Origin of the sequence: Pseudocolwellia agarivorans, from assembly GCF_002000085.1 — a bacterium.
Classification (GTDB): domain Bacteria; phylum Pseudomonadota; class Gammaproteobacteria; order Enterobacterales; family Alteromonadaceae; genus Pseudocolwellia; species Pseudocolwellia agarivorans.
On the sequence record NZ_MUZU01000004.1, the window covers coordinates 304,001 to 327,815 of the forward strand.

At 34.2% G+C, this 23,815-nt stretch carries 25 protein-coding genes; 11 read left to right on the top strand and 14 right to left on the bottom strand.

Annotation, left to right across the window (positions count from 1 at the left end; genetic code table 11):
* Positions 1-316 precede the first annotated feature (316 nt).
* Positions 317-1,249, top strand: coding sequence for a ribosome biogenesis GTPase YlqF (ylqF, locus tag B0X80_RS08660; protein ID WP_077339508.1), 933 nt, complete (start codon positions 317-319; stop codon positions 1,247-1,249).
* An 11-nt stretch (positions 1,250-1,260) separates the two neighbouring features.
* The gene (locus B0X80_RS08665) at positions 1,261-1,683 is read left to right on the top strand and encodes an HIT domain-containing protein (RefSeq protein WP_175623913.1); all 423 of its coding nucleotides are present in this window, start codon (positions 1,261-1,263) and stop codon (positions 1,681-1,683) included.
* Between the two features lie 51 nt (positions 1,684-1,734).
* Here the strand turns inward: B0X80_RS08665 and megL are convergent, their stop codons facing one another.
* Complete coding sequence (megL, locus tag B0X80_RS08670; RefSeq protein ID WP_077339510.1) at positions 1,735-2,940, bottom strand: methionine gamma-lyase; 1,206 nt, start codon at positions 2,938-2,940, stop codon at positions 1,735-1,737.
* A 277-nt stretch (positions 2,941-3,217) separates the two neighbouring features.
* Between megL and B0X80_RS08675 the strand changes: the two genes are divergently transcribed.
* Positions 3,218-4,777, top strand: a complete 1,560-nt coding sequence (locus B0X80_RS08675; RefSeq protein ID WP_077339512.1) for a sigma 54-interacting transcriptional regulator — start codon at positions 3,218-3,220, stop codon at positions 4,775-4,777.
* A 67-nt stretch (positions 4,778-4,844) separates the two neighbouring features.
* Here B0X80_RS08675 and B0X80_RS08680 read toward each other — a convergent pair whose 3' ends face one another.
* The 4 genes from B0X80_RS08680 to B0X80_RS08695 all read right to left on the bottom strand — a co-directional run bounded on the left by B0X80_RS08680 (position 4,845) and on the right by B0X80_RS08695 (position 7,759).
* Positions 4,845-5,642 (bottom strand): response regulator, encoded by a 798-nt coding sequence (locus B0X80_RS08680; RefSeq protein WP_077339514.1) that lies wholly within the window; start codon positions 5,640-5,642, stop codon positions 4,845-4,847.
* A 36-nt stretch (positions 5,643-5,678) separates the two neighbouring features.
* On the bottom strand, positions 5,679-6,005 hold the full coding sequence (locus B0X80_RS08685; RefSeq protein WP_077339516.1) for an SUI1 family translation initiation factor: 327 nt from the start codon (positions 6,003-6,005) through the stop codon (positions 5,679-5,681).
* A gap of 78 nt (positions 6,006-6,083) precedes the next feature.
* On the bottom strand, positions 6,084-7,010 hold the full coding sequence (locus B0X80_RS08690) for an electron transfer flavoprotein subunit alpha/FixB family protein (protein ID WP_077339518.1): 927 nt from the start codon (positions 7,008-7,010) through the stop codon (positions 6,084-6,086).
* Positions 7,007-7,759, bottom strand: coding sequence for an electron transfer flavoprotein subunit beta/FixA family protein (locus B0X80_RS08695; protein WP_076420430.1), 753 nt, complete (start codon positions 7,757-7,759; stop codon positions 7,007-7,009). The genes B0X80_RS08690 and B0X80_RS08695 overlap by 4 nt, the downstream gene beginning before the upstream one ends.
* A 302-nt stretch (positions 7,760-8,061) precedes the next feature.
* Here B0X80_RS08695 and B0X80_RS08700 point away from each other — a divergent pair, with 302 nt between their 5' ends.
* Together B0X80_RS08700 and B0X80_RS08705 are read left to right on the top strand one after the other, a co-directional pair.
* Positions 8,062-9,711 carry an electron transfer flavoprotein-ubiquinone oxidoreductase gene (locus B0X80_RS08700; RefSeq protein ID WP_077339520.1) on the top strand — a complete coding sequence of 550 codons (1,650 nt, stop codon included), beginning with the start codon at positions 8,062-8,064 and terminating at the stop codon, positions 9,709-9,711.
* Positions 9,712-9,943: 232 nt separating this feature from the next.
* Positions 9,944-10,288: a YajD family HNH nuclease gene (locus B0X80_RS08705; RefSeq protein ID WP_076420434.1), complete on the top strand. Its 345-nt coding sequence runs from the start codon at positions 9,944-9,946 to the stop codon at positions 10,286-10,288.
* Positions 10,289-10,391: 103 nt separating this feature from the next.
* Here the strand turns inward: B0X80_RS08705 and B0X80_RS08710 are convergent, their stop codons facing one another.
* The 3 genes from B0X80_RS08710 to B0X80_RS08720 form a co-directional block, all read right to left on the bottom strand.
* Positions 10,392-10,583, bottom strand: a complete 192-nt coding sequence (locus tag B0X80_RS08710; protein ID WP_245825421.1) for a hypothetical protein — start codon at positions 10,581-10,583, stop codon at positions 10,392-10,394.
* 46 nt (positions 10,584-10,629) lie between these two features.
* The gene (locus B0X80_RS08715) at positions 10,630-11,256 is read right to left on the bottom strand and encodes a DsbA family protein (protein ID WP_245825422.1); all 627 of its coding nucleotides are present in this window, start codon (positions 11,254-11,256) and stop codon (positions 10,630-10,632) included.
* An 81-nt stretch (positions 11,257-11,337) separates the two neighbouring features.
* Positions 11,338-12,318, bottom strand: a complete 981-nt coding sequence (locus B0X80_RS08720) for a methylenetetrahydrofolate reductase (RefSeq protein WP_077339524.1) — start codon at positions 12,316-12,318, stop codon at positions 11,338-11,340.
* A 202-nt stretch (positions 12,319-12,520) separates the two neighbouring features.
* On the opposite strand from B0X80_RS08720, the gene B0X80_RS08725 reads away from it, so the two are divergent.
* Positions 12,521-13,228 (top strand): pseudouridine synthase, encoded by a 708-nt coding sequence (locus B0X80_RS08725; protein WP_077339526.1) that lies wholly within the window; start codon positions 12,521-12,523, stop codon positions 13,226-13,228.
* 32 nt (positions 13,229-13,260) lie between these two features.
* Here B0X80_RS08725 and B0X80_RS08730 read toward each other — a convergent pair whose 3' ends face one another.
* Complete coding sequence (locus B0X80_RS08730; RefSeq protein WP_077339527.1) at positions 13,261-13,773, bottom strand: M48 family metallopeptidase; 513 nt, start codon at positions 13,771-13,773, stop codon at positions 13,261-13,263.
* Between the two features lie 148 nt (positions 13,774-13,921).
* Here B0X80_RS08730 and B0X80_RS08735 point away from each other — a divergent pair, with 148 nt between their 5' ends.
* On the top strand, positions 13,922-14,380 hold the full coding sequence (locus B0X80_RS08735; protein WP_076420443.1) for an RNA methyltransferase: 459 nt from the start codon (positions 13,922-13,924) through the stop codon (positions 14,378-14,380).
* 113 nt (positions 14,381-14,493) lie between these two features.
* Here B0X80_RS08735 and B0X80_RS08740 read toward each other — a convergent pair whose 3' ends face one another.
* The 5 genes from B0X80_RS08740 to yegD form a co-directional block, all read right to left on the bottom strand.
* Positions 14,494-15,099, bottom strand: coding sequence for an MlaC/ttg2D family ABC transporter substrate-binding protein (locus B0X80_RS08740; protein ID WP_077339528.1), 606 nt, complete (start codon positions 15,097-15,099; stop codon positions 14,494-14,496).
* A 126-nt stretch (positions 15,100-15,225) separates the two neighbouring features.
* Complete coding sequence (locus tag B0X80_RS08745) at positions 15,226-15,813, bottom strand: TetR/AcrR family transcriptional regulator (RefSeq protein ID WP_076420447.1); 588 nt, start codon at positions 15,811-15,813, stop codon at positions 15,226-15,228.
* Between the two features lie 93 nt (positions 15,814-15,906).
* On the bottom strand, positions 15,907-16,443 hold the full coding sequence (gene def / locus B0X80_RS08750; RefSeq protein ID WP_077339529.1) for a peptide deformylase: 537 nt from the start codon (positions 16,441-16,443) through the stop codon (positions 15,907-15,909).
* Positions 16,444-16,583: 140 nt separating this feature from the next.
* The gene (locus B0X80_RS08755; protein WP_077339530.1) at positions 16,584-18,128 is read right to left on the bottom strand and encodes a sulfatase-like hydrolase/transferase; all 1,545 of its coding nucleotides are present in this window, start codon (positions 18,126-18,128) and stop codon (positions 16,584-16,586) included.
* 174 nt (positions 18,129-18,302) lie between these two features.
* On the bottom strand, positions 18,303-19,661 hold the full coding sequence (yegD, locus tag B0X80_RS08760; RefSeq protein WP_077339531.1) for a molecular chaperone: 1,359 nt from the start codon (positions 19,659-19,661) through the stop codon (positions 18,303-18,305).
* Between the two features lie 170 nt (positions 19,662-19,831).
* Between yegD and B0X80_RS08765 the strand changes: the two genes are divergently transcribed.
* From B0X80_RS08765 to B0X80_RS08780, 4 genes are all read left to right on the top strand, one after another.
* Positions 19,832-20,548: a peroxiredoxin-like family protein gene (locus B0X80_RS08765; RefSeq protein WP_077339532.1), complete on the top strand. Its 717-nt coding sequence runs from the start codon at positions 19,832-19,834 to the stop codon at positions 20,546-20,548.
* A 77-nt stretch (positions 20,549-20,625) separates the two neighbouring features.
* The gene (locus B0X80_RS08770) at positions 20,626-21,060 is read left to right on the top strand and encodes a hypothetical protein (protein ID WP_077339533.1); all 435 of its coding nucleotides are present in this window, start codon (positions 20,626-20,628) and stop codon (positions 21,058-21,060) included.
* A 243-nt stretch (positions 21,061-21,303) separates the two neighbouring features.
* Positions 21,304-22,221, top strand: a complete 918-nt coding sequence (locus B0X80_RS08775) for an ABC transporter substrate binding protein (protein WP_077339534.1) — start codon at positions 21,304-21,306, stop codon at positions 22,219-22,221.
* 8 nt (positions 22,222-22,229) lie between these two features.
* Positions 22,230-23,780 carry a sensor histidine kinase gene (locus B0X80_RS08780; protein ID WP_077339535.1) on the top strand — a complete coding sequence of 517 codons (1,551 nt, stop codon included), beginning with the start codon at positions 22,230-22,232 and terminating at the stop codon, positions 23,778-23,780.
* Positions 23,781-23,815: the final 35 nt, after the last annotated feature.

The window sequence follows — 23,815 nt, forward strand, 5'->3', positions numbered from 1 at the left end:
TTTGAATTTAACCATTTATCGTTTCAAGGCGGTTTTCCAATGAAGGTAATTAGTAAAATAAATAATTCTTTATCTTTACGTTTATAGAAGATCTACAAGCATCTATTCGATAAATATTTTTATATAAATATGTTAATGTATGAGTAGAGCGTATTTAATAAATACAGTATTAATCTCAAATCTAGCGTTATTTAGTATGAGTCTAACACTTATTCCTAATTGTTTATTTCTTATTTATCAAATTTTTAAAAGTAATGCTGTATCACATGAATTTTGATAAAATATAAATAATTATACTTCACGAAAATTTAATAAAATGGCGATTAATTGGTTTCCTGGGCATATGCATAAAGCCCAAAGAGAAATAAAAGACATCCTTCCTCAGATTGATGTTGTTATTGAGGTATGTGACGCACGCTTACCTTTTAGTAGTGAAAATCCTATGATCACTGAGATAAGAGGTGATAAGCCATTAATTAAAATATTAAATAAATCTGATCTTGCTGATCCTATTAAAACACAAATGTGGTTAGATTATTTAGAAGCACAACAAAATGTAAAAGCTATTGCTTTAACCACAGATAATCCGGGTGTTGCTAAAACCCTTCCTGCTTTAATACGTAAACTTGCTCCTAATAAAGATGAAACAGGTAAGCAAATTAACGCCGTTATTATGGGGATACCCAATGTAGGTAAATCTACATTGCTCAATACTTTAGTGGGTAAAGCTAAAGCTAAAGTAGGGAATGAGCCCGCAGTAACCAAAGGTCAGCAGCGTATAAAGCTTGAAGAAGGTTTATATCTTTATGATACGCCAGGTATGTTATGGCCTAAAATCGTAAACGAAAATAGCGGTTATCGTTTAGCTATTACTAGTGCTGTGAAAGATACTGCCTTTGATCATGATGATATCGCTTTTTTTGCCGCTGACTATCTTCTTCTTGAATACCCTGAACGATTAAAAGAGCGTTATAAGCTTGATACTTTACCTGCAACAGAAATAGAAATGTTAGAAGATATTGGACGGGTTAGGGGGTGTGTTAAGAGTGGTGGGCGCGTAGATCTCCATAAAGCATCAGCCATTTTAATTAATGAAATACGTGATAGAACACTAGGTGCTATAACTTTTGAAACGCCTGAAATGATTGAAAAAGAAATTATCCATTTTGATAAAGTGGAAGCGGATAAAATAGCGGCTCGAGAAGCTAAAAAGTTAGCACGTGGTCGCGGTCGTAAAAATAAAAGATAGGTGTAAGCTAAATGAATATTGATTTTCAACTTCACGACATGTTAGCTAAAGATTGCATTGAAGTTTATGAATTTCCATTATGTAAAGTGTTACTCATGAATGACAGTCAATATCCGTGGTTTATTTTAGTACCGAAAGTAAATGATGTGTTAGATATTTATGAGCTTGAATGGGAACAGCAAATTCAGTTTTTAAATGAATCTAGTTTGTTGAGTGAAGTTTTAATGGCAATGTTTAAAGGGACTAAACTTAATGTTGCTGCAATTGGTAATATCTGCCCTCAATTACATGTTCACCATATTGTTAGATTTAGTGACGATATCGCTTGGCCTAAGCCTGTATGGGGAGCATTTCCTGCAATTGCATATGATAACGATGCGCTAGATAAGATAAAACATGAAGTGAAAACTGCTTTATCCAAAGTAGCTGAGTAATCAGTTATTTTTAAATAAGTAACAGACTGCCCAGCCTATAGTATTTAATCGTTATGCGACATTTTTGTTATAAGTTTCAACTTTATATAAGGCTTGTTTTAAGTCAGATATTAAATCGTTAACATGTTCTAACCCTACTGATATTCGTATTAAACTATCACTTATCCCCGCTGCTTCTCTTTCTTCTGGAGTATAAGGTGAATGAGTCATGGATGCAGGATGCTGAATTAATGATTCGGCATCTCCTAAGCTAACTGCAATAGAAAATAGCTGCATATGATTAATAAAAAATGCACCGCTGTTAATATTACCTTTTAATTCAAACGCAATAACCCCACCAGCCGCTTTCATTTGTTTATCTATAAACTTATAACCTGAATGTGAAGGTAAGCCAGGGTAATAAACTTGAGATATCATAGGATGCTTTTCTAAGAACTCAGCAATTAATTGAGCGTTTTTACAATGCCTTTCTATACGAATAGGTAATGTTTTAAGGCCTCTAATAATTAACCAAGCATCGTGCGGACTTATCGTTGCTCCTATGTCTTTTAAAACAGTCATTTTGATATTGTTAATCATTTCAAACGAACCACATACAATGCCTGCTACCACATCACCATGACCATTTAAGTATTTTGTTGCGCTATGTACTATAAGATCAGCTCCGAATTTAGCTGGTTGTTGTAGTACAGGGGTTAAGAATGTATTGTCGATTATAGAGAGTAAGTTGTTATCTTTTGCGATAGCACAAATTTTCTCTAAATCTAAAACGATTAAATTAGGGTTAATGGGCGTTTCTAAAAAGATCAGTTTGGTGTTTTCTGTTATAGCGGCTTTTATGTTGTTTGGTTCTTCCATATCAACAAAGGTTACGCTAATGCCAAACTTAGTTAGTTGATGATTAATAAGAGCAAAAGAGCAGCCATATAATGCTTTTGAGGCGATTAGATGATCCCCACATACTAAGTTTGCTAATAAAGCGGCTGAAACAGCTCCCATGCCTGTAGAGGTTGCAGCAGCATCTTCGGTGCCTTCCATCGCTGCTAATCTCATCTCAAGTTGTCTTGTCGTAGGATTACCTAAACGGGTATAAATATATCCTTCTTCTTCACCAGAGAAACGATTAGCACCTTGTTCAGCATTCTTAAAAGTAAAAGTAGATGTTTGATATAAAGGCGTTGCTAAAGAACCAAATTGCTCGTCATTAATTCGGCCTGAATGTATGGCCTGTGTTTCAACATACTTACTGTTATTCATTATTTTCCTTATGTTTATATCGTTATTTAGACGTTTATAAATAATGTATAGCAACTTAGTGACCATGTTTTTAATAGCATTATAAAACATATGCTTAAGTGTTTTTATTGAAATACCTTAGTGTTTTGTAATGAATTTATTACGTTTTGTAAGGTTTTTTGTAATAAATTTAATACAAGAGTTATTAGTTAATGTAATTAAAGGGCTATAGTGGTTTTATGTCATTTTTTTATTACATATTCACCTGATTAAACAAAATTTTTACACGGTACTGGTAATGCGCATTGAAATTAAATCAAAAAATAGATTAGGTATTAGCCAAGAATTTTTAAAGGTTTTTGCTGCAAATACATGGAATTTAAATGCAGTAGAGATTGTAGCTGAATATATTTTTGTTGATTTTGAAAGTAACGAAATAACATTGCAGCAAGTCAGCAGAGCCCTTGAGCGTATTACGGGTTTTATTTATTGCAAAGAAATAGATCTTTTACCTACTGAAAGTAGAGAAAAACATTTAAAAGCATTACTTGACAGATTACCTGATCCCATTATTGATATTGATAATAAGGGAATAATTGTCGCAATAAACCAAGCGACGAAATTATTACTTAACAAAAATCCGCCCGTACTGATTGGCAAGTCGATTGATGAATTTGTTGATCAAAATATTAATGAACTATTAACTCCTAGCGCAATGTCTTTATCACTCACGTTTTTAAATAAGCCTTATATTGCAGAAGTGACACCTGTTATATCGAAAAATAAAACTTCAGGTGCTGTAATTACTTTGAAAAATTTAAATAAACTTGGACAGCAAATTTCACTATTACAGTCGCAAACTGAAAATGGAATACATAATATTATTGGCCAATCAGTTAAAGTTAAAATGTTAATTGCTCAAACTATTAGATACGCAGAACTTGAGCTTCCTGTGTTTATTAGCGGTGAAACGGGGACGGGGAAAGAATTAATAGCACGAGCTTTACATGATGAAGGTGGTAAGAGTTCAGCGCCTTTTTTAGCGATAAACTGTGCAGCTTTACCTGAACACCTATTAGAGAGCGAGTTGTTTGGTTATAGTTCAGGAGCTTTTACCGGAGCACAAAAAGGAGGTAAACCAGGACTGTTTGAAATGGCTAATGGAGGCACAGTATTTTTAGATGAAATTGCTGAAATGTCTATTTATTTGCAAGCGAAGCTATTACGTTTTTTACAAGACTTTACCTTTAGACGAATAGGCGGGACAACGGAAATTCATGTAAACGTTAGAGTGATTAGTGCAACTCATCAACATATTCCTGAATTACTTGATAAAAAGCAGTTTCGAGAAGATCTGTTTTATCGATTAAATGTATTAAGCCTTACATTGCCTCCTTTACGAGAAAGGTGTGAAGACATTCCTTTATTGGTTGAACATTTTATTTCTCATGCATCAAGAGTAGTAGACAGCCCCAAACCGAGTATTAATGACAATGCAATGCAACTACTAAAAAGTTATGAATGGTTGGGAAATATAAGAGAGCTACAAAATATTGTATTTAGAGTGGTTGCAAACAACAGCGGTGGTGCTATTAGCCAAAGTGATGTGAAAAGCGCGTTATCTCAGTTTTCTAGAAATGTAAATTTACACACTAGCAATAAAGGTCTGAATGAAAAAGTCGTAAACGAGATATCGTCTTATGGTAATTGGGAAGACGAACAAGAAAACTTTGAACGGAATTTACTTATTACTCTTTATCCTGAGTTTTCTACTACGCGTTTGTTAGCTCAACGATTAGAAGTATCCCATAATAAAATAGCTATTAAGTTAAGAAAATATGGGATATTGAAAAGCTAATTTATACCTTATGAATAAATTAGTGATTAATAAGGTGATAATAAATCAAGCTATTGAAGCTGAGTTATTAATGTTCAAGAAGTTTATATAAAATCTGCTTAACTACTTGAGGTTCAAAAGGTTTGTCACAAAGTGCATTGACGCCATCTTGTTCAATGTTAGCAAGATGAGTATCGTTACTTTCACTGGTTACCATTAAAATAGGTAAGTGTGATTGTTGGCTTTGCTCACGAACATAACGGGTTAATTCTCTTCCATCTACTTCCGGCATATTATAATCGGTTACTATGAGGTCAAACATACTGTCTTGTAACAAGTTTATTGCTTGTTGACCATCTACCGCTTCGGTTACTTTCATCATACCTAGGTTGTTTAACACGCGTTTAATGTGATTACGGGCTAAACGACTGTCGTCTACCAGTAATACTCTAATTTCGTGAACATCAAAGTGTTCAAGTTCCATTTCGTCTGCAGATAATAAATCAATCGTTGTATTAATAGCTGCTGCGAGGTGATCGTGGGTAAAAGGCTTAGGAAGTAATGCAATAACACCTGACTGTTTAAATTCTTCTAAATTTTCTCTCTTATGTTCGCTACTTACCAGCATAAAAGCGGTATCAGAAATCTTATCGTTTGCTCGAATTTTTTTGAGAAGATCTAAGGCAGTGCCGTCATCAAAATACATTGCACTTGTTATTAGGTCGTAGGAATGGCGTTCAACAATGCTTAATGCTTCACTTACACTTTTTGCTGATGATAGTTCTGTTACGCCTTGTTTTTTTAGTTCATTAGTAATTATTTTTCGTTGAGTATCTGATGGCTCTACTACTAAAATAGAGATGTCACTCGGATTCATTGTTGTCATGTTTTTCCTTTGAATGAACACAATTCATTAGTGCTACTAACCACCAATAAATTTAACCTTAAAACCATTTTTTTCAAGCACTTGCTTGATAGTATCCCTTTTGTCGCCTTGAACTTCAATAACTTCGCCAACAACACTACCACCCGTACCACAGGTCTTTTTCAATTTTTTTGCTAGATCTTTTAAAGCAGCAGTATCAAGGCCTAAACCTGAAATAGTAATTACACCTTTTCCTTTACGTCCTTTGGTTTCACGTCTTACTTTTGCAAAACCATCTGATGGGGTAATTGTATTGCTTTTATCTTGTTCTTTTATTCTTCCGCTATCAGTAGAGTAGACCAAAGTCGAGTTATTGTCGTTCATAAATACCTAGTTATTGATTTTTACATATAAAAAAAGCCACATATTAGTGGCTTTATTATACGGCGAGAATAATAAATTTTATAGTTTACTTTCTAATTCCGGTAAGGCATCAAATAAGTCAGCAACTAAACCGTAATCTGCTACTTGGAAAATAGGGGCTTCAGGGTCTTTGTTAATAGCAACAATAACTTTAGAGTCTTTCATGCCCGCTAAATGTTGAATTGCACCAGAAATACCAACAGCTATGTATAAGTTAGGAGCAACAATTTTACCTGTTTGCCCAACTTGCATATCGTTAGGAACAAAACCCGCATCAACTGCAGCACGAGAAGCACCAATAGCTGCACCTAATTTGTCTGCAATACCTTCAAGTAATGCAAAATTTTCACCATTTTGCATACCACGACCACCAGAAATAACGATGTTAGCAGCACCTAAATCTGGACGTTCTGATTTAGATATTTCGTCACTAACATGTGATGAAATACCTGCATCTTGAACTGAATCAATAGTTACTACTTCAGCATTACCGTCAGTAGCAACAGGATCAAAACCTGTAGATCTAACAGTGATGACTTTTTTGCTGTCTAAGCTTTGCACAGTAGCAATAGCGTTACCAGCGTAGATAGGACGTACAAAGGTATCTGCACTTTCAACAGCAATAATATCTGAAATTTGAGCGACATCTAATAAAGCAGCAACGCGAGGCATAAAGTTTTTACCTGTTGTTAATGCTGTTGCTAAAATGTAGTCATAATCAGCAGCAAGCTCGGTTACAAGTAAACTAATGTTCTCTGCTAGTTGGTGTTCATAAGCGGCATTATCCGCAACTAAAACTTTACTTACGCCATTTACTTTTGCTGCTTCAGTTGCAACATCAGCACAATTTGAACCAGCAACAAGTATATGAATATCGCCATCAATAGCTTGAGCGGCCGCTACAGTTTTTAAAGTGTCTGCTTTTAAGCTTTTGTTATCATGTTCTGCAAATACTAGAATACTCATGAGATCACCTTCGCTTCATTTTTTAATTTTTCAACTAATTCATCAATACTGCTAACAACAATACCTGCTTGACGCTCTGCTGGTGGAGTTACCTTAATAACATTACTGCGAGGAGCTAAGTTAATACCAAAATCAGCAGCAGGCTTAACATCTAAAGGTTTACGCTTAGCTTTCATTATGTCAGGTAATTTAGCATAGCGAGGTTCATTTAAACGTAGGTCTGTAGTTACAATTGCAGGTAAATTTAATGCAACGGTTTGTAAACCGCTGTCTACTTCACGAGTAACATTAACTTTATCGCCTTCTACAGCAACGTTTGAAGCAAACGTACCTTGTGGCATACCTGTTAGAGCAGCAAGCATTTGGCCAGTTTGGTTATTGTCGCTATCAATAGACTGCTTACCTAAAATAATTAATTGAGGTTGTTCTTCTTCAACAACTTTTTGAAGCAACTTAGCAACATTTATTGACTCTAGTTTTTCTTCAGTATCAATCTGTATTGCACGATCAGCACCTAGCGCTAATGCTGTTCTGAGCTGTTCTTGACAAGATTTATTGCCAATAGAAACCACGACAATTTCAGTTGCTGTTCCAGCCTCTTTAAGACGAACAGCTTCTTCTACTGCGATCTCACAAAAAGGGTTAAGTGACATTTTTACGTTAGCAAGATCAACATCTGAATGGTCTGCTTTAACGCGAACTTTTACGTTGTAATCAATTACACGTTTTATAGGTACTAATATTTTCATCGTAGCCTCTGATGGTGCATGTTGTTTGTAATTATTAAGTATTTAAATTTTTCTCTGTTTAATCTTAGTTGCTAATACAAAGATTGTGAGAAAAATTAACTGTGTAGAGTAAGCGAAGCTTAGCTATATTGTGTAAATCACGCAATGTAAACTAAGCGATAAAAAACTTTCTCAGTAAATATTTCATTACAAGATAGTATTTACATACCATTTATCTATAATTGTTGATATTATCAAACAGGTGTTTGAAAATCAAACGAGTGTTTGAATTAATTTGATTGTCTACTTTTCTGGGGGAAATTATGGAACGTGAATCTATGGAGTTTGATGTGGTAATTGTTGGAGCAGGCCCTTCAGGCTTGGCTACAGCATGTCAGCTTATGCAACTTGCACAAAAAAATGAACAAGAATTAATGGTGTGCGTCGTAGAGAAAGGTTCTGAAGTTGGTGCTCATATTCTGTCTGGTGCTGTGTTTGAACCTACAGCGATGAATGAGCTATTTCCCGATTGGAAAGAAAAAGGCGCGCCATTAAATACCGCTGTAACAGGTGATGATATTTACTATTTCACCGGTGAAGAAAAAGCTATTAAATTACCTAACATTGCGGTGCCTAAAACAATGCATAACGAAGGTAACTTTATTGTAAGTATGGGTAATGTATGTCGTTGGTTGGCAGAACAAGCAGAGCAATTAGGTGTTGAAATTTTTCCTGGATTTCCTGCTCAAGAAGTTATTTACAATGACGATAATAGCGTAGCAGGTATTATTACCGGTGATATGGGGTTAGATGCAGAAGGTAACCCTAAAGACTCATTTGAACCGGGTATGGAGCTACGCGCAAAATATACCGTTTTTGCTGAAGGTTGTCGCGGACATTTAGGTAAAGAATTGATCGCTAAGTTTGGTTTAGATGCTGATTCTTCTCCCCAACATTATGGTATTGGTTTTAAAGAAATTTGGGATGTAGCACCAGAAAAACACCAAGAAGGTTTAGTGATACATAGTGCTGGTTGGCCTTTAGAGTCCGACACTAATGGTGGTGGTTACTTATACCATGCAGAAAATAATCAAGTGTTTGTTGGTTTAATTGTTGATTTAAGTTACAGCAATCCACATTTAAGCCCCTTTGATGAGTTTCAGCGTTATAAGCACCATCCCAAAATTAGTCAATATTTAGCTGGTGGTAAACGCGTATCTTACGGTGCTCGTGCCATGGCAAAAGGTGGTTTGAATTCTTTACCTAAAATGACAATGCCGGGGGGCTTACTTGTTGGTTGTGATGCGGGTACGATTAATTACGCTAAAATTAAAGGTAATCATACCGCAATGAAATCAGGTATGCTCGCCGCCGAAGCTATTTTTGAGGCCATTTCAGCTGGTGATGAAGGCGGAAAAGAGCTTACTTCGTTTACTGATAAAATTAAAGCCTCGTGGTTATACGATGAACTTTATAAAACGCGTAATTTTGGCCCTGTTATGCATAAGTTTGGTACCTTTGTTGGTGGTGCGTATAACACAATAGATCAAAACTTTTTTGGTGGTAAATTACCTTTTAACTTTAAAGATGATTCTTTAGATCATGCGCAACTTAAACTTGCGGTGGATGCACCAGTAATTAATTACCCTAAGCCTGATAATGTACTTAGCTTTGATAAATTATCTTCGGTGTTTATATCAAATACCAATCATGCTGAAGAGCAACCATGTCATTTAAAACTTGCCGATGCCAGTATTCCTATTAGTGTAAACTTAGCTAAATATGCAGAGCCTGCACAGCGTTATTGTCCTGCCGGCGTTTACGAAATTGAATCGACAAGTGAAGGTGATAAGTTTGTTATTAATTCGCAAAACTGTATTCACTGTAAAACCTGTGATATTAAAGATCCAAGTCAAAACATTACTTGGGTAACCCCAGAAGGTACTGGTGGACCAAATTACCCTAATATGTAATTTCATCATGTCTAACAATTTTTATTAATAACAGCCTGCTTAATTAATTTTAAGTGGGCTTTTTTATATGTGTCGCTTGAATAGCCTCTATATTTATTACGTCAATTAACACCAAATTAATTGTTTGTTTTTCATTAGGTAGTTATATAATCCCCTTAAAGACTTATAAAAATGATGACTTTGCATTAATTGGTGTGAGAAAAAGTCATAAAAAGAAATAAGAGAGTAGAGTATGTCCTCAGATAGATACGGCACAAGTGCTAATTATAAAAGCCAAGAAAAAGGTTATAGAGATAGAGCATTAAAGCTATACCCATGGGTTTGTGGTCGGTGTGCACGTGAATTTGAATATTCAAATATTCGAGAGCTTACGGTTCATCATATAGATCACGACCATACAAATAATCCGAATGATGGTTCAAATTGGGAGTTGTTGTGCATTTACTGTCATGACAATGAACATGCTAAATACACAGATCATGCGAATTATAGTACTGAAGTTAAACCGGGCGAAAGCCAGCAAGAACAAGCCACTTACAATCCTTTTGCTGATTTAAAATCGATGTTAAAAAAGTAGAGTTTTAAAAATTATAACAGGAGGTTTTAAAGGATTGAGAAGCCTACTTTTAACTTAGCTGTTAGGCTTCAATTGTTTTTTATTCGCTAATAAATAGGGGAGGTTACTCTTCAGTATCAGTTAAATGCTTTTGATACCCCTCTGCACCAAAAAAGCGGATCGACTTTTTAAGTTTGATTTTTTTTGCGATAAGTTGGTTATTGCAATATATCTTGACTACATGCTTGTCGCCATTGTTATCTACGTCATATTGATGATCTGTATTTAATCTAAGATTATCAAATTCAGTTTTCATTATTAATTTCAAAGTAAATCCTACTTAGTAAATACCTAAATAATGGTTATCTTAATGTATCAATTTGGTGGATTTGCTCCAACATATTTTCCATATTATTGTAGTCTAATCCTATTGAGTAAATTTTATCGCCTACTTGATAAGCTAAACTTGGAAAGCTATTCATACCTAACTTTCGTGTATATAACAATTCTTGCTGGAATAATTCATCAATTTTTTCTGACTGAATATCTTGTGTAAATTGTTCTACGTTTAACCCTATTTCTTTAGCTAATTCAATTAGAATATTTTCATCTGATGGATTTTTAGCTTCCGTGTAATAAGCCTGTTGAATACGGTGTACCATTAATTCATCATATTCAGTCTTTTGCTGGCGAGCTGCAATAACAGCACGATTGGAAGGATAAGTTGAGCGCCTTGGCTGGCAATTACTCCAAAAATCATAATTAAATTCAGTGCCAGGTATTGTCTGTTCGATTTTGCGCCATGTGTTTTGTAGCATGGTTTGCATTTGTTGTGACATAGGCTCATTAGAATCTGGAGCCAAGCCGCCAACATATCGCTTAATGATAATTGCAGGCGGTAAACTGTTAAAAAGTTTCTTTCTAACGGGTTCAAATCCCCAGCACCAGCTACACATAGGATCATGAACATAAATAAGTGTTTTATCCAAAATAAGTCCTTATGTTATAACTTTAATGAAGCTGATTTTATTTTTAATTTATCGCTATTTTTATAGCGGAATTAATTATATTTAATGCTTACTAATTAATAAGTTAAGTTCTTTTTTAGCTAAGTAATTTTCCATTTTTGAACGTAATAGTTTATACAATAAAATTGAACCATCAATTTCTTCTTTACGATTGGTTAAACTTTCAATGTTTAAACCTAAAGGTAAATCGTAAGGTAATATCGCATCTAAAATTTGCTGTAAACTGTTTGAGCAAATACGGATAGATTCATATAACGAGTTGTTAGCATTTAGTATACGTAAGCTGGTTGCTTCTGGAACACTTACACCTAACCAATCAATAAATTCTAACGTTTTTTGGCTGCCACAAGGTGAAAAAGTAAGTATTAAACGCTGCGGCTTTAAGCCTTGTTTTTTGCATTCAATCGCATAGCGCGTCAGCATATCAATCGTTGCTTGTGGGTTGTAAATCGCTTGCGAGATAAAAAAGTTACAACCTTGTTGATGTTTCTCAATTAATCGTTGATGTTCATTACCTTTACTTGCATGGCGCTCGGCTATGGTTACACCACCAATGAAAAAATTGTTTTCATTGCTAACTAGCGTGTTATAAGCATTTTTTAAAGAAAGGGATATAGTGTTGTTTTTAGATGGACTGCCCACTAAAACAATATCTTTAACGCCATATTTTTCCCAAGCTTCACTTGCCCACTGATTAAAATCGTCAGCGTTTGATTGAATAACACTTTTATAAGTAATCACTGGACGCTTAGACTTTTTGTTTAACAGTGATGAATATAAACGAGGATCATGAGTCGATTTAAAAGGAAACGGTCGTGGTTTATTCGTACGTGAGTTTTCATCTTGAATGTCGTATACAATCAAACCATCAAAATCTATATCGCTTACACGCTCTAATAATTTATTTGCTATGCTTTCAACTTCTTCAAGTGGAGTGTCACTTTTAGGAGGAGTTGTACCAATAAAATAAACACCTCGGTGAATATCGTTGTATCGTGCTTTTAATTCAGATTCTGTTTTCACAAGTAAAATTCTTTTATAGACGTTTAGACGTCTATATAGTCTTACAGTTTCTAAAATTTGTCAAGACTCATTCATCGAGTTAATACATTAATTGGGTATTAGCTATACGTTTTTAAATGTTAAAGTTATGCGATTTATTTTGATGTTGATATTATTTGTTGTAATTACAGCTAGAAGCTAACCCTGAGTAAAAAGAAAAGTAATGGAAAAAAGTAGGATTGATAAATTTATAAGCTCCGCATTAGCGATTAATAAACGAGATGTTAAGCTGCTTTTAGCGCAGAATAGGGTTGAAGTAGATGGGGCTGTTATTACAGATGCTGCCTTTCAAATAAATAAGTTCTCGCTTGTTAAAGTCAGCGATAAGGTATTGCAAGACGATAAACCCGTCTACATTATGCTAAATAAGCCTATAGGTGTGGTAAGTGCGACCAAAGATAAAATTCATAAAACCGTAATCGATTTATTACCTTTTTCATATAAAGAAGAGTTACATATTGTTGGTCGTTTAGATCTCAATACTTCAGGTTTAATGCTATTAACTAACGACAGCAGCTGGTCTGAACGTTTAACACTACCTAATAGTAAAGTGCCTAAAGTGTATCAAGTTACCTTAAAAAACAAATTAACAAGCGATTATATTGAAGCTTTTAAACAAGGTATGTATTTTAACTATGAAGATAAAACAACCGAGCCCGCGGAACTCACCATCGAGTCAGACTACATTGCCCAAGTTATTTTAATGGAGGGAAAATACCATCAAATTAAACGTATGTTTGGTCGTTTTCAAAATCAAGTTATGGCGTTACACCGCAGTAAAATAGGGCGTTTGTTATTAGATGAAAATTTACAAGCTGGCGAAAGTCGCGAATTAACGGCTGATGAAGTAAAAAATATTTTTAACCTATAATCTATTGTTGTTTAAATCAACATAAACATAGCTTACCCACCATACACAGGGCCTTTCAATTCAAGTTGAGTTAAATATACACGTAATTCAAATTCTAATTGATGATAATTAGGTAACATGTGCTCGCAGAGCTTATAAAACGGCTTATCATGATTTTTTTCTTTTAAGTGTGCTAATTCATGCACCACTATCATCTGTAAAAAAGGCTCTGGCGCTACTTTAAACATACTGCCAACTCTTAACTCATTTTTACTTTTAAGCTTACTACCTTGCACTCTAGATACATAAGTATGTAATCCTAACGCATTATTAATCACGTGAATTTTATCGTCGTACTTTACTTGGCTTAGCGGGTTAGATTTTTTCAAATATTGATTTTTTATATTCATTACATATTCCCTCAAGGCTTTATCATTATAAATAGTATGAGGGGTAGGGTATTTATTGAGTAAAAACGTTTTTAACGTGTTCTCATTCAACATTATTTGAATTTTATCTTTAATCTCAGGTGAGTATGCAGAAAGGTATTTTAATGGCGTAGTCATAATAAATTATTTAGCTTAAAACTTAGCAGCATTATATGTTTTATATTAACAACTATCTATGTGGCTTACATGTTTTCAGAATCAAAAATAGGTATAATCTCGCCGTTCTAAGTTAGTAAATTAATATAAATAAAATGAGTTGTTTAAAATGAGTAAAAAAGGATACGCATGCATTGGATTATTTAATCCTAAATCTCCAGAGAATGTAGGATCTGTTATGCGAGCTTCAGGTTGTTACGGTGTACATTCGGTTTATTACACAGGTAAACGATACGATTTAGCCAAAGCGTTTTATACGGATAAAAATAAAGTTCATTTAGACATTCCATTAATTGGTGTTGAAGATTTAAAAAACACAGTACCGTTAGATTGTGTGCCAGTTGCAGTTGAGTTAGTTGAAGGTGCTAAGTCTCTAGTGAATTATAAGCATCCGCCTAGAGCTTTTTATATTTTTGGCCCAGAAGATGGCACGTTAAAAAAACACATTACTGATTTTTGTAGAGAAACGATTTATATCCCCACTAATGGTTGTATGAATTTAGCGGCAACTGTGAATGTTATTTTGTACGATAGAATGGCAAAAGGCGATGATTTTTCTAATCATTAACTTTGTATTAAATAATAGATAAAAAAATCCCCATTAAAAACTTAATGGGGACCAAGAATTACAGCGAACAATGAATTCTTAACGGGGGAAACTTTTTAGTAATGAAATGAGTGCTATTTAGTAATTGAAGCTAATTCTAACGTTACTTGCTCAATACCTTCTTTAGCAATGCGTTGACTTAACTCTGCTTGTTTACTTGAAAGTAGTGAAATGCCTTCTACAACCATATCGTATGCTTTCCATTCAAGTGTTTTTGGGTTTTTACGTAACTTGAAATCAATATCAATCGTAGGTCGGTTACCATCAATAATTTGTGTACCAACAGAAACTATTTTTTGACCTTCAGTACTTCTTTCTTTCTCAAAAATGACTTTTTGGTTTTTATACTGAGTTAAAGCATTAGCATAGGTGCGTATTAAATATTGACGTATAGAAACTACAAAATCTTCACGTTGTTCTTTAGATGTAGATCTTAAGTTTTTACCTAAAATTTTATAAGCAGCATATTTATAATCGATATGAGGCATAAGCTCTTCATCAACAATGTTTCTCATTAACTCTGGAAACTTTTCAATTTCTTGCTGATTATTGGCAATACGCGTAAATAAATTATTACCTACATTTTCTATCACTTTATATGGAGATACCTCAGCAGAAAAAGCTGAAACACTAATAAAGAGTGTGAAAATAAAAGAGAAAACGGAAACTAAATTTTTCATGAATGCGCCTTAATAACGGTAAAATTTATATTGTGGTAATACTACCATACCGACCGCTCGGTCTGCCAGTAATTAAAAGTACTTTATTTATATCTATAAGTTATAACTAATAAGGTTTAAATAATCTTAATTGTGTTTTAGGTTTCTTAAATATTTACAAAGTTCGTCCATCACATGTTCAAATAACTCTTTATTTCGCGAGCTTTTACTTAAACTAGTTGAACCGTGAAATGTAGAAACGATAAAGTAAGAGACTTGACTATAGTCAATATCATTTCGAAGCTGATTTTTTATTTTGCGTAAACTGTCTGAAATAAGCTGATTAAGTTGCAATTGCATATCTAAAATTCGTAGTCTGAACCCTTCATCAACTCCTGCCATTTCCTGACATAAATTATTTAGAGGACAACCACAGATCAATTCATCACAGCTCATGTTTACACTCATTTCACTAAAAAATGCACAAAGGCCTTCAATAGGATCTTCGTTGTTTACCGCTGGCAGCCATGTACTTAAAAATAAAGGAGTGTATCTTTCTTCAAATACGGCATAGCCTAATTCCATTTTATTGGCAAAATGGTGATATAAAGCACCTTTAGATATTTCACATCTTTTTAGAATAACTGACAAGCTAGTTGCGGTGAAACCATGTTTATGAATTTCATCGGCACTAACGTCTAATATTTTTTCTCTGGTTTGTTCTGCGTCTCTCATACTTAAAACCTGATTACATGTGAAATGTAAAACTAATACTAACAGACCAACCGGTCGGTTGTAAAATGAATATGAAAAATTACCGTTTTTTCGCTATTTTTCAACATTCACATATTGTTTATACCACTCTGTTTCGCTACATAAGTCTTGAACCGATTCCACTCTATCTATAAAAGTTAGGCCATCTAAATGATCTATTTCGTGTTGAAAAATACGTGCTAAAAACCCAGATAATTCTTTATTATGTTTATTTCCTTGTAGATCAAAATAGCTGACTTTTATGGTTTTATACCGAGGAACTAAGCCTCTTATTGATGGCACGCTTAAACAGCCCTCCCAATCTTTTTCTTGTTCTTTGCTGGTTGTTATTATTTCAGGATTAATAATCGCGGTAGGTTGCATAAGTGGAGCTTCAGGATAGCGCTTATTAGGCTTTGAACACATAATGAATATGCGTTGGCTAATATTTATTTGAGGTGCAGCAATACCCACGCCACCAGCTTTAGCTACTGTGGTCAGCATCATATCAATAGTTTGTTGAGTTGCATCTGACATTATGTTTTCAACAGGCGATGCTATTTGAGCTAGAACAGGATTACCGAGTTGGAGAATTTCGACTTGTTCGTTCATGGACTTCCTTATTATCAATTTTATTGAAAGAAGTTAATATTCATTCATATAAAATAATTTTTTAAATATTGAGGTCTTACTATTAAAAAAAAGCTGAAACAGGTGTTCAGCTTTTGGGGTCAGTTATCAATTATCAAGTGTTAGTGAATATCTTGATACGTTATCCCTTTAGGTAACTGTGCGTCTTCACTCTGTAATTGAGATTTCATTGCTTCGAGCATATATTTCAATTGCTTAGGTTCTTTCTTATATAAGTTATTTTGTTCAGAAGGATCTTGAACCAAGTTATATAATTCGTAAGTTAAGTGTTGCGTATTGTAGTTAGTGTGTTTTTTTCCAACAGGTACATGTTTTGGAAAATAATGATAAACAAGCTTCCACTCTTTTTCACGGTATGCAGTAAAATATGAACTACGGTGTTCATGGGGGAAATGCATCAAAAAGGTTTCAGGTTTGTTATTATCAGTTTTATTTTGCAAGGTTTTTTGTAAAGGGTAGCCATCAATTTTTGACTTATTATCTTTTATATCAAGTAATTGAGTAATTGTTGGGTATATATCTAATATACTTGCCATTTGTTCTTGTATTTTACCTGTAGTTATTGGCATTTTTTTCTGCCAATAATTGTTTTTATTAGACTTTACCCAAGCGGCAATAAAAGGAACTCGCATTCCGCCTTCATAATGAGTGCCTTTTTTACCCCTTAATGGTGCAGAACTAGCAATATCATGGAAGCCTGCTATTGGAGCGTCTGAACCATTGTCACCAACAAAAAGTATGAGTGTGTTATCAGCAATATCTAATTTGTTAAGATGTAAAATAATATCCCCTAGTGATTTATCTACACCTGCAGCCATAGTGGCGTATTGTTTAGTTTGTGTGTTCATTTCTTTAATATTTTCGTAGTCATCAGCAAAGCGTTTATCAGCAGTAAATGGGGAGTGAATTGCATAATGAGACATATTTAAAAAGAAAGGGGTATTACTTTTAACTGCTTGAGTTACTGCTTTGTTCGCTTCAAGGGTTAAGGCTTCAGTTAAGAAAATATCTTTACCGTGATATTCAGCTAAATGAGGAACTTGATACGGAGAATTACTTTTTTTTCTTTTAAAGTTTTTAGTGCCAAGATAACTTCCCGGAGAACCCCAAGCACCACCACCAATATTTTTAGAAAACCCAATATTTAATGGATCTTCGCCAACTGAATTAAGAGGCCCGAAATGCGCTTTACCTACAAAAATAGTTTCGTATCCAAGAGGCGAAAGGGTTTTTCCTAATGTTTGGTGACTTTTATTAAGACCTTGCCAATTCCAATTTTCAGGGCCAAATTGACCTGCATTATTTTCGTCATGTTTTATCCACTGAGTGGTGTGATGACGAGTGCTATTTTGTCCGGTAAGTAAACTCACTCGTGAGGGAGAGCACACACTATGTGCATAAAAATTACTATAACGAATGCCGTTATCCGCGAGTAATTCCATATTAGGTGTTTTGTATAATTTGTTTAATGGCTGAGTTTTAGCATGGCCGTGTCCGTCGGTAATAAAAGGAACCGAGGTGTCCATTAGGCCCATATCGTCAACTACAAATAAAACAATATTAGGTAATGGCTGCTTATTTTCAGCGTGAGTAAGCCCTGAATAAGTAAATAAAAAAGAGATGAATAAGGTAGTAATGTGTTTCATTATTGAAATGTCTGCTATTTATTATTTTTAGTACGACTATTAATAACGGAAAATGTCATACATAACAATGTATCACCTATATTATCACGCCAAAATGTAACGTTTGATGTATAAACGTTACATTTATTAATTGGCTGTTTTAATCAGAACAAACGATATTTATTAGTGTGATTATTATGCATATATTTTATTGGCCCAACGAGTTAACCCTGCTGTTACACTACCAAAATTATCTCCTAATACAATGGGGGTATCTTTAAATTGTTGTTTGAAAAATTCATGAAGTACAGGAGACTGTGCGGTACCGCCAGTAACAAATATTACATCAGGTTGATGGCCTGATTGCGCTACGGCTTCATGCATTAAATGAGCAATACCTTTTAATTCGCGTGTTATACCGGTAAGTAATGTGTCTTTAGTTACCGTACTCTTTAACGAATCATCTAAGTCGTTAAGCTCGATAGTATGTTCGTTATGATCGGTTAAACCAATTTTTGCCTGTTCAGCTCCATTAACGAGTCGATAACTAAGCTTTTCTTGTTGAACTTTAAGTAATCTATTTATTAGCTCTGGCTGTTGAGCATAACGTATTAATTCTTTAAGGAAACGCTGATTCTCGCTACTGTAAAATTCACTTTGTTCATTAATTTTATTAATAGCAACAGCTTGATAAAATGAGTTTACTGGCATAGGTTTCCCCGATTTTAAAAAGCTATTAAGTCCTAACTCGGGCATTATTCCCGTTAATGCTAAACCAATATCAAAGTCGTTACCGCCAATACGTTCACCGCAATGCCCAAGTAAATGATGAGTTCTATTATCGAGATCACGTAAGTTTGGTCCCATCAATAGCATTGAGCAATCGGTTGTTCCTCCACCTATATCAACAACAAGCACTTTAGTTTCTTTATCTAAAGTGGATTCAAATTCAAAGCCGGCAGCAACCGGTTCATACTGAAATTCTACATCTTTAAATCCTACACGTTTAGCTGCATTAGTTAATACGGTAATCGCTTGTTGGTTGCTTTCTTCACCTTTTAAGCCTTGAAAGTTAATAGGACGACCAATAACCGTTTGTGTTATTTCTCGGTTTAAAGATTGTTCTGCTAAGCTTTTTATATTTGCCATCATGGCCGCAACAATATCTTCAAATAATTGTACTTGCTGAGGATATAAACCGCTTGCTCCTAGAAAGGATTTAGGTGACTTAATGTAATAACCTTCTTCGGGGTCGGCTAAGTATGCTTGTAATGCTTGTTGACCAAAAAACAAGTCAGGTGGAATGCCATCTTGTTTTAATTCTCGTAAAACGCTGTTACTTTTTTGTAGTTGAACTTTACGTTGTTCTTGAAATAATAACTGCTCTTTTTCAGGTAATTGTTGGAGAAGCCAAGTTACAATAACTTCTCTACTTGGCGCATATAAAGTAGAGGCAACATATTTTCCGTGTTCGCTTAAAGATAATATCGATGGAGCACCGTTTTGCATTACACCTACTGCGCAATTTGATGTGCCGTAATCAAAACCAATCATATGTTGTACCTACGTTTAAAAAATCGCGTAGGATACTGCTGATGTGTAGTATGTGCAAGTGGGAATTAATGCTTAGTTGTATTCGCTTGATTTTTGCAGAGGAACTGAGTGAAATGAATAAAAATTATTCATGAATATTAAAAAATTTACTAAAAATAAAAGGGAACAAAATGCGCTCATTACTTATTTTATCTTTAATTTTGTCTGTATTTAATGCACAGGCTTATCAAAATACAGAAAGTTATAAAAAGTCTATTGATGAAAAAATAGAAAAGATGAAAAAGAAAAAATCTTCTTGGACAGCTGAAGAAAAACAAATGATGAAAGATGCTAGCGATAATCTAGCGAAAGCATTACCTAATCCGGGTATTCAAGTAGGGGAGAAAGCCCCAAGTTTTTCTTTAAAAAACGCTCAAGGTGAAAACATTACTTTAGAAGGTGCATTAGCTAAAGGCCCTGTAGTATTAGTTTTTTATCGTGGTGCATGGTGCCCATACTGTAATATGCAGTTACGTTCACTAAAAGAAAATTTACCTGAGTTTGAAAAATATAATGCACAATTGATTACAATTACTCCACAAACACCTGATAAGTCTGAGGCGCAATTTAAGAAAGAAGGTTACCCGTTTGAAGTCTTAACTGATACAGATTATCAAGTAATGAAAGACTATAAATTGTATTTTGAAGTGCCTAAAGCTTTAGTTGAACTATACAAAAAGCATGGTTTAGATTTAGAAGATTTTAATGGTGAAGGCCGTACGGCATTGCCAGTACCTGGTACTTTTGTTATTGACACTCAAGGAATAGTGAGAGCGATGACAGCACAAACAGATTATAAAGTTCGTATGGAGTCTGCTGATATAATTAAGGCATTATCTGAACTTTAATTCATAAATTTTTATAAACACCTTATATAAAACGCTTTTTAGGTAAACTAAAAAGCGTTTTTGTTTTTGGAGTAACCATGAAATATCCCTATCTATTTCTTGTATTAATAAGCTTTTCAAGTGCTGGTGCTGATACATTAAAACCCTTTACAAGTGATGGCTGTAGTGCATTTCCTGATGGAACATTTCAACAACAAGCACTTTGGTTATCGTGTTGTCAGAAGCATGATTTTGATTATTGGAAAGGCGGTACATTTGAGCAGCGTATGGCATCTGATCTTGAATTAAAGCGTTGTGTTACCCAAGTTGGCAAGCCTAAAATTGCGATGCTGATGTTATCAGGTGTAAGAGTAGGAGGAACCCCTTATTTACCTACAAGTTTTAGATGGGGGTATGGTTGGTCATATCCTAAGGGGTACGGAGAATTAACACTAGAAGAATTAGCCCAGGTTGAAAAATTATCAAAACTTATAGTGATTAAGAATACAAATTTACCATTAAAAAATAACTAAAAGCGCTTGATCAAAATGAATAGAAACCTGAGTCGAGGAAAAAATTTTTGATAGATGCTTAAATAATATTGTTGAGTAAAATAACTTAACGTAAACTGGAGTTATATAGTAAGATAAAGATAGTATTATTATATACTTAACATTAATGATATTTGAATGTTAAAGGGAAGTTACCATGAGGTAAATGTACTATCATCTTATGGAAATGCAAATTAATCTTTTTTGATTAGTGCTAGAGATTTAATGACTCATATAAAAAGCATATTTAACTATTTTTTCTTATTATCATTACTCTTTCTGAGTAATTATTCGTATAGTAATATCGCAAATAAAGTTACTGTAATATACCCTGATATAAATGCGCCATACGATAAAATATTCTCTCAAATTATTGAAGGGATCAGATCAGAATTTAAAGGTGAAGTTATTACCCTAAAGCTTCCTCGCACCTTTGATCGTCAAAAAGTTTTTAAAAATATATCAACAAAAAAGATTATCGCTCTTGGTAAGCGGGGGATGGGTATTGTTAAAGATATTTATCAAGAAAAATCGGTAGTTGTAGGAGCTTTTCCATTAACACCTAATAAAATATCAGGTGTTAGTTTAATGGCTTCACCTACCGCTTTATTTAACTCTCTACATGAATTAGCACCCCAAGTAAAAATAATAAACGTTGTGTATAGCAAATCTTCTGCTTGGTTAATGGAAGAGGCAAAAGAAGAGGCTAAAAATAAAGGTATTACATTAAAAGCTATACCAGTTGAAGATATAAAAATGGCTGTACAAGCATATAATGATCTATTTAAAAATACGAAAAGTAAAAATGTCGCTATTTGGTTACCTTTAGATCCTATTACGGCAAACGAAAAAATTATTGTGCCCGCCATACTCGAAAAAGCTTGGGAAAAGAAAATCGTTGTATTTTCAAGTAAACCAACTCATGCAAAACGAGGTGCATTGTTTTCAGCATTACCAGACAATGAGAGCTTAGGTAAACAGCTTGTAACCTTAATGAAAACAGTAAACAACAATAATAATGTGTCTGTTGTTAAACCTTTAAATAGCATTCAACTGGCGGTAAATTTACGTACGGCTGCTCATTTAGGTTATAACTATCAGCCTAGTATGGTGTCTGATTTCACTTTGATTTTCCCTAAATAGGCTACTAAATGGATAATGTAAAAGTAACAAAATTATCTGAGCGTAGTATAAAAGCACAAGTTATTGTTTTCATTGTTATTGCTATTACCTTAATGATTTTTGTATTGAGTTTCGTTACGTCTTCGGGCGTTAATCAACAATATCGTCAACTCATGCTGAAAAATGCAATGCAAATAACCGAGGGCTTAGCCAAACAAGCGGTGTTTTCTGTTTTATCTGGCTCTGAACAAAATGCCCAAGACGCCATGGAGCAAGTTCAGGGGTTTGAATCGGTTTCTGCTGCCCGAATTTTGTCAGATAATTACCAACCTTTTATTAGCCGAGGCGAATTTCCTAAGAGTATTCAAGACCATCATTCACATTTATTGAGTACTAATATCTCTGTTGAAACCGATGATTTTTGGTTTATAACTTCTCCTATCGTGATAAAAATAGAAAACAATGAGGATGACAGTGGTGAGTTGGGTTTTGAAAATACTCAAGTCGCTAATGAGGTTATAGGCTACGCAGAAGTTGTTTATAGTAAATCTCACCTAATTGAAGCTCAAACTCAGCTTACCCTTCTTATTGCTTTAGTTGGCTTGATCTCCATTATTATTTTGAGTTTTGTTATGCACTTTGGGCTTGTCAAATTATTTATACCACTACGTAATTTAGCGGTAACCATGCAGTTAGCTGAAACAACGGGTGAATACGTGTTTGCTGAAAACACTGGCGCGAAAGAAATTAAAAGTATGGCGCATGCCTTTAATAGCATGATGAAAGTTTTGAAAAAACAAGAGAATGATATAAAACGCCATAGAGATAGACTTGAGAGCGAAGTTAAAGTAAGAACCTCTGAGTTAATTGAAGCCCGAGATGCAGCACTAACGGCAAGTCGTCATAAATCTGAATTTATCGCAAATATGAGCCATGAACTACGTACACCGATTCAATCGATTATCGGATATGGAGAGTTAGTTACCGAAGAGTTAGAGCTGGAAGGACAGTTTGATTTAATTGATGATATGGACCGCATCGCTAAAAACTCTCAACGATTACTTAATATGATTAATAGCTTGTTGAATTTAGCTAAAGTTGAATCAGGTAAAGTTGATGTAAGCATTGCAGAAGTAGATCTTGAAGGATTAATTTTAACGATTAGTGATACCATTTCACCGTTAGCATCGAGAAACAATAATACATTTTCAATAGTACAAAATCAGAAAGTAAGTACGCTTCAAACAGACAAAGAAAAAGTTGAACAAGTACTCATTAACTTATTGAGTAACGCCTGTAAATTTACTGAAAATGGAGAAATAATTTTTACAATAAACAATTCTGAAAACTTTATTGAATTTATTGTGAAAGATTCAGGTATAGGCTTAACGAAAGAACAACAAATCTATATTTTTGAAGAGTTCCGCCAAGTAGACTCTAGTCAATCTAGAAAGTTTAGTGGAACAGGACTTGGGTTAGCTATTTCAAAAGCCTTTGTTGAGCTTATTAATGGCACTATAATCGTTGAAAGTGAGTTAGGTAAAGGGTCTGTGTTTGTTGTTAAAATACCTGCTCAATAATTTGAGTAGGTATTTTAACTCTAATTGAGCTTGTA

Coding starts and splice junctions, on each gene's coding strand:
- ylqF (WP_077339508.1), top strand. CDS start 317: ATGGCGATTAATTGGTTTCCTGGGCATATGCATAAAGCCCAAAGAGAA.
- B0X80_RS08665 (WP_175623913.1), top strand. CDS start 1,261: ATGAATATTGATTTTCAACTTCACGACATGTTAGCTAAAGATTGCATT.
- megL (WP_077339510.1), bottom strand. CDS start 2,940: ATGAATAACAGTAAGTATGTTGAAACACAGGCCATACATTCAGGCCGA.
- B0X80_RS08675 (WP_077339512.1), top strand. CDS start 3,218: ATGCGCATTGAAATTAAATCAAAAAATAGATTAGGTATTAGCCAAGAA.
- B0X80_RS08680 (WP_077339514.1), bottom strand. CDS start 5,642: ATGACAACAATGAATCCGAGTGACATCTCTATTTTAGTAGTAGAGCCA.
- B0X80_RS08685 (WP_077339516.1), bottom strand. CDS start 6,005: ATGAACGACAATAACTCGACTTTGGTCTACTCTACTGATAGCGGAAGA.
- B0X80_RS08690 (WP_077339518.1), bottom strand. CDS start 7,010: ATGAGTATTCTAGTATTTGCAGAACATGATAACAAAAGCTTAAAAGCA.
- B0X80_RS08695 (WP_076420430.1), bottom strand. CDS start 7,759: ATGAAAATATTAGTACCTATAAAACGTGTAATTGATTACAACGTAAAA.
- B0X80_RS08700 (WP_077339520.1), top strand. CDS start 8,062: ATGGAACGTGAATCTATGGAGTTTGATGTGGTAATTGTTGGAGCAGGC.
- B0X80_RS08705 (WP_076420434.1), top strand. CDS start 9,944: ATGTCCTCAGATAGATACGGCACAAGTGCTAATTATAAAAGCCAAGAA.
- B0X80_RS08710 (WP_245825421.1), bottom strand. CDS start 10,583: ATGAAAACTGAATTTGATAATCTTAGATTAAATACAGATCATCAATAT.
- B0X80_RS08725 (WP_077339526.1), top strand. CDS start 12,521: ATGGAAAAAAGTAGGATTGATAAATTTATAAGCTCCGCATTAGCGATT.
- B0X80_RS08730 (WP_077339527.1), bottom strand. CDS start 13,773: ATGACTACGCCATTAAAATACCTTTCTGCATACTCACCTGAGATTAAA.
- B0X80_RS08735 (WP_076420443.1), top strand. CDS start 13,922: ATGAGTAAAAAAGGATACGCATGCATTGGATTATTTAATCCTAAATCT.
- B0X80_RS08740 (WP_077339528.1), bottom strand. CDS start 15,099: ATGAAAAATTTAGTTTCCGTTTTCTCTTTTATTTTCACACTCTTTATT.
- B0X80_RS08745 (WP_076420447.1), bottom strand. CDS start 15,813: ATGAGAGACGCAGAACAAACCAGAGAAAAAATATTAGACGTTAGTGCC.
- def (WP_077339529.1), bottom strand. CDS start 16,443: ATGAACGAACAAGTCGAAATTCTCCAACTCGGTAATCCTGTTCTAGCT.
- B0X80_RS08755 (WP_077339530.1), bottom strand. CDS start 18,128: ATGAAACACATTACTACCTTATTCATCTCTTTTTTATTTACTTATTCA.
- yegD (WP_077339531.1), bottom strand. CDS start 19,661: ATGATTGGTTTTGATTACGGCACATCAAATTGCGCAGTAGGTGTAATG.
- B0X80_RS08765 (WP_077339532.1), top strand. CDS start 19,832: ATGCGCTCATTACTTATTTTATCTTTAATTTTGTCTGTATTTAATGCA.
- B0X80_RS08770 (WP_077339533.1), top strand. CDS start 20,626: ATGAAATATCCCTATCTATTTCTTGTATTAATAAGCTTTTCAAGTGCT.
- B0X80_RS08775 (WP_077339534.1), top strand. CDS start 21,304: ATGACTCATATAAAAAGCATATTTAACTATTTTTTCTTATTATCATTA.
- B0X80_RS08780 (WP_077339535.1), top strand. CDS start 22,230: ATGGATAATGTAAAAGTAACAAAATTATCTGAGCGTAGTATAAAAGCA.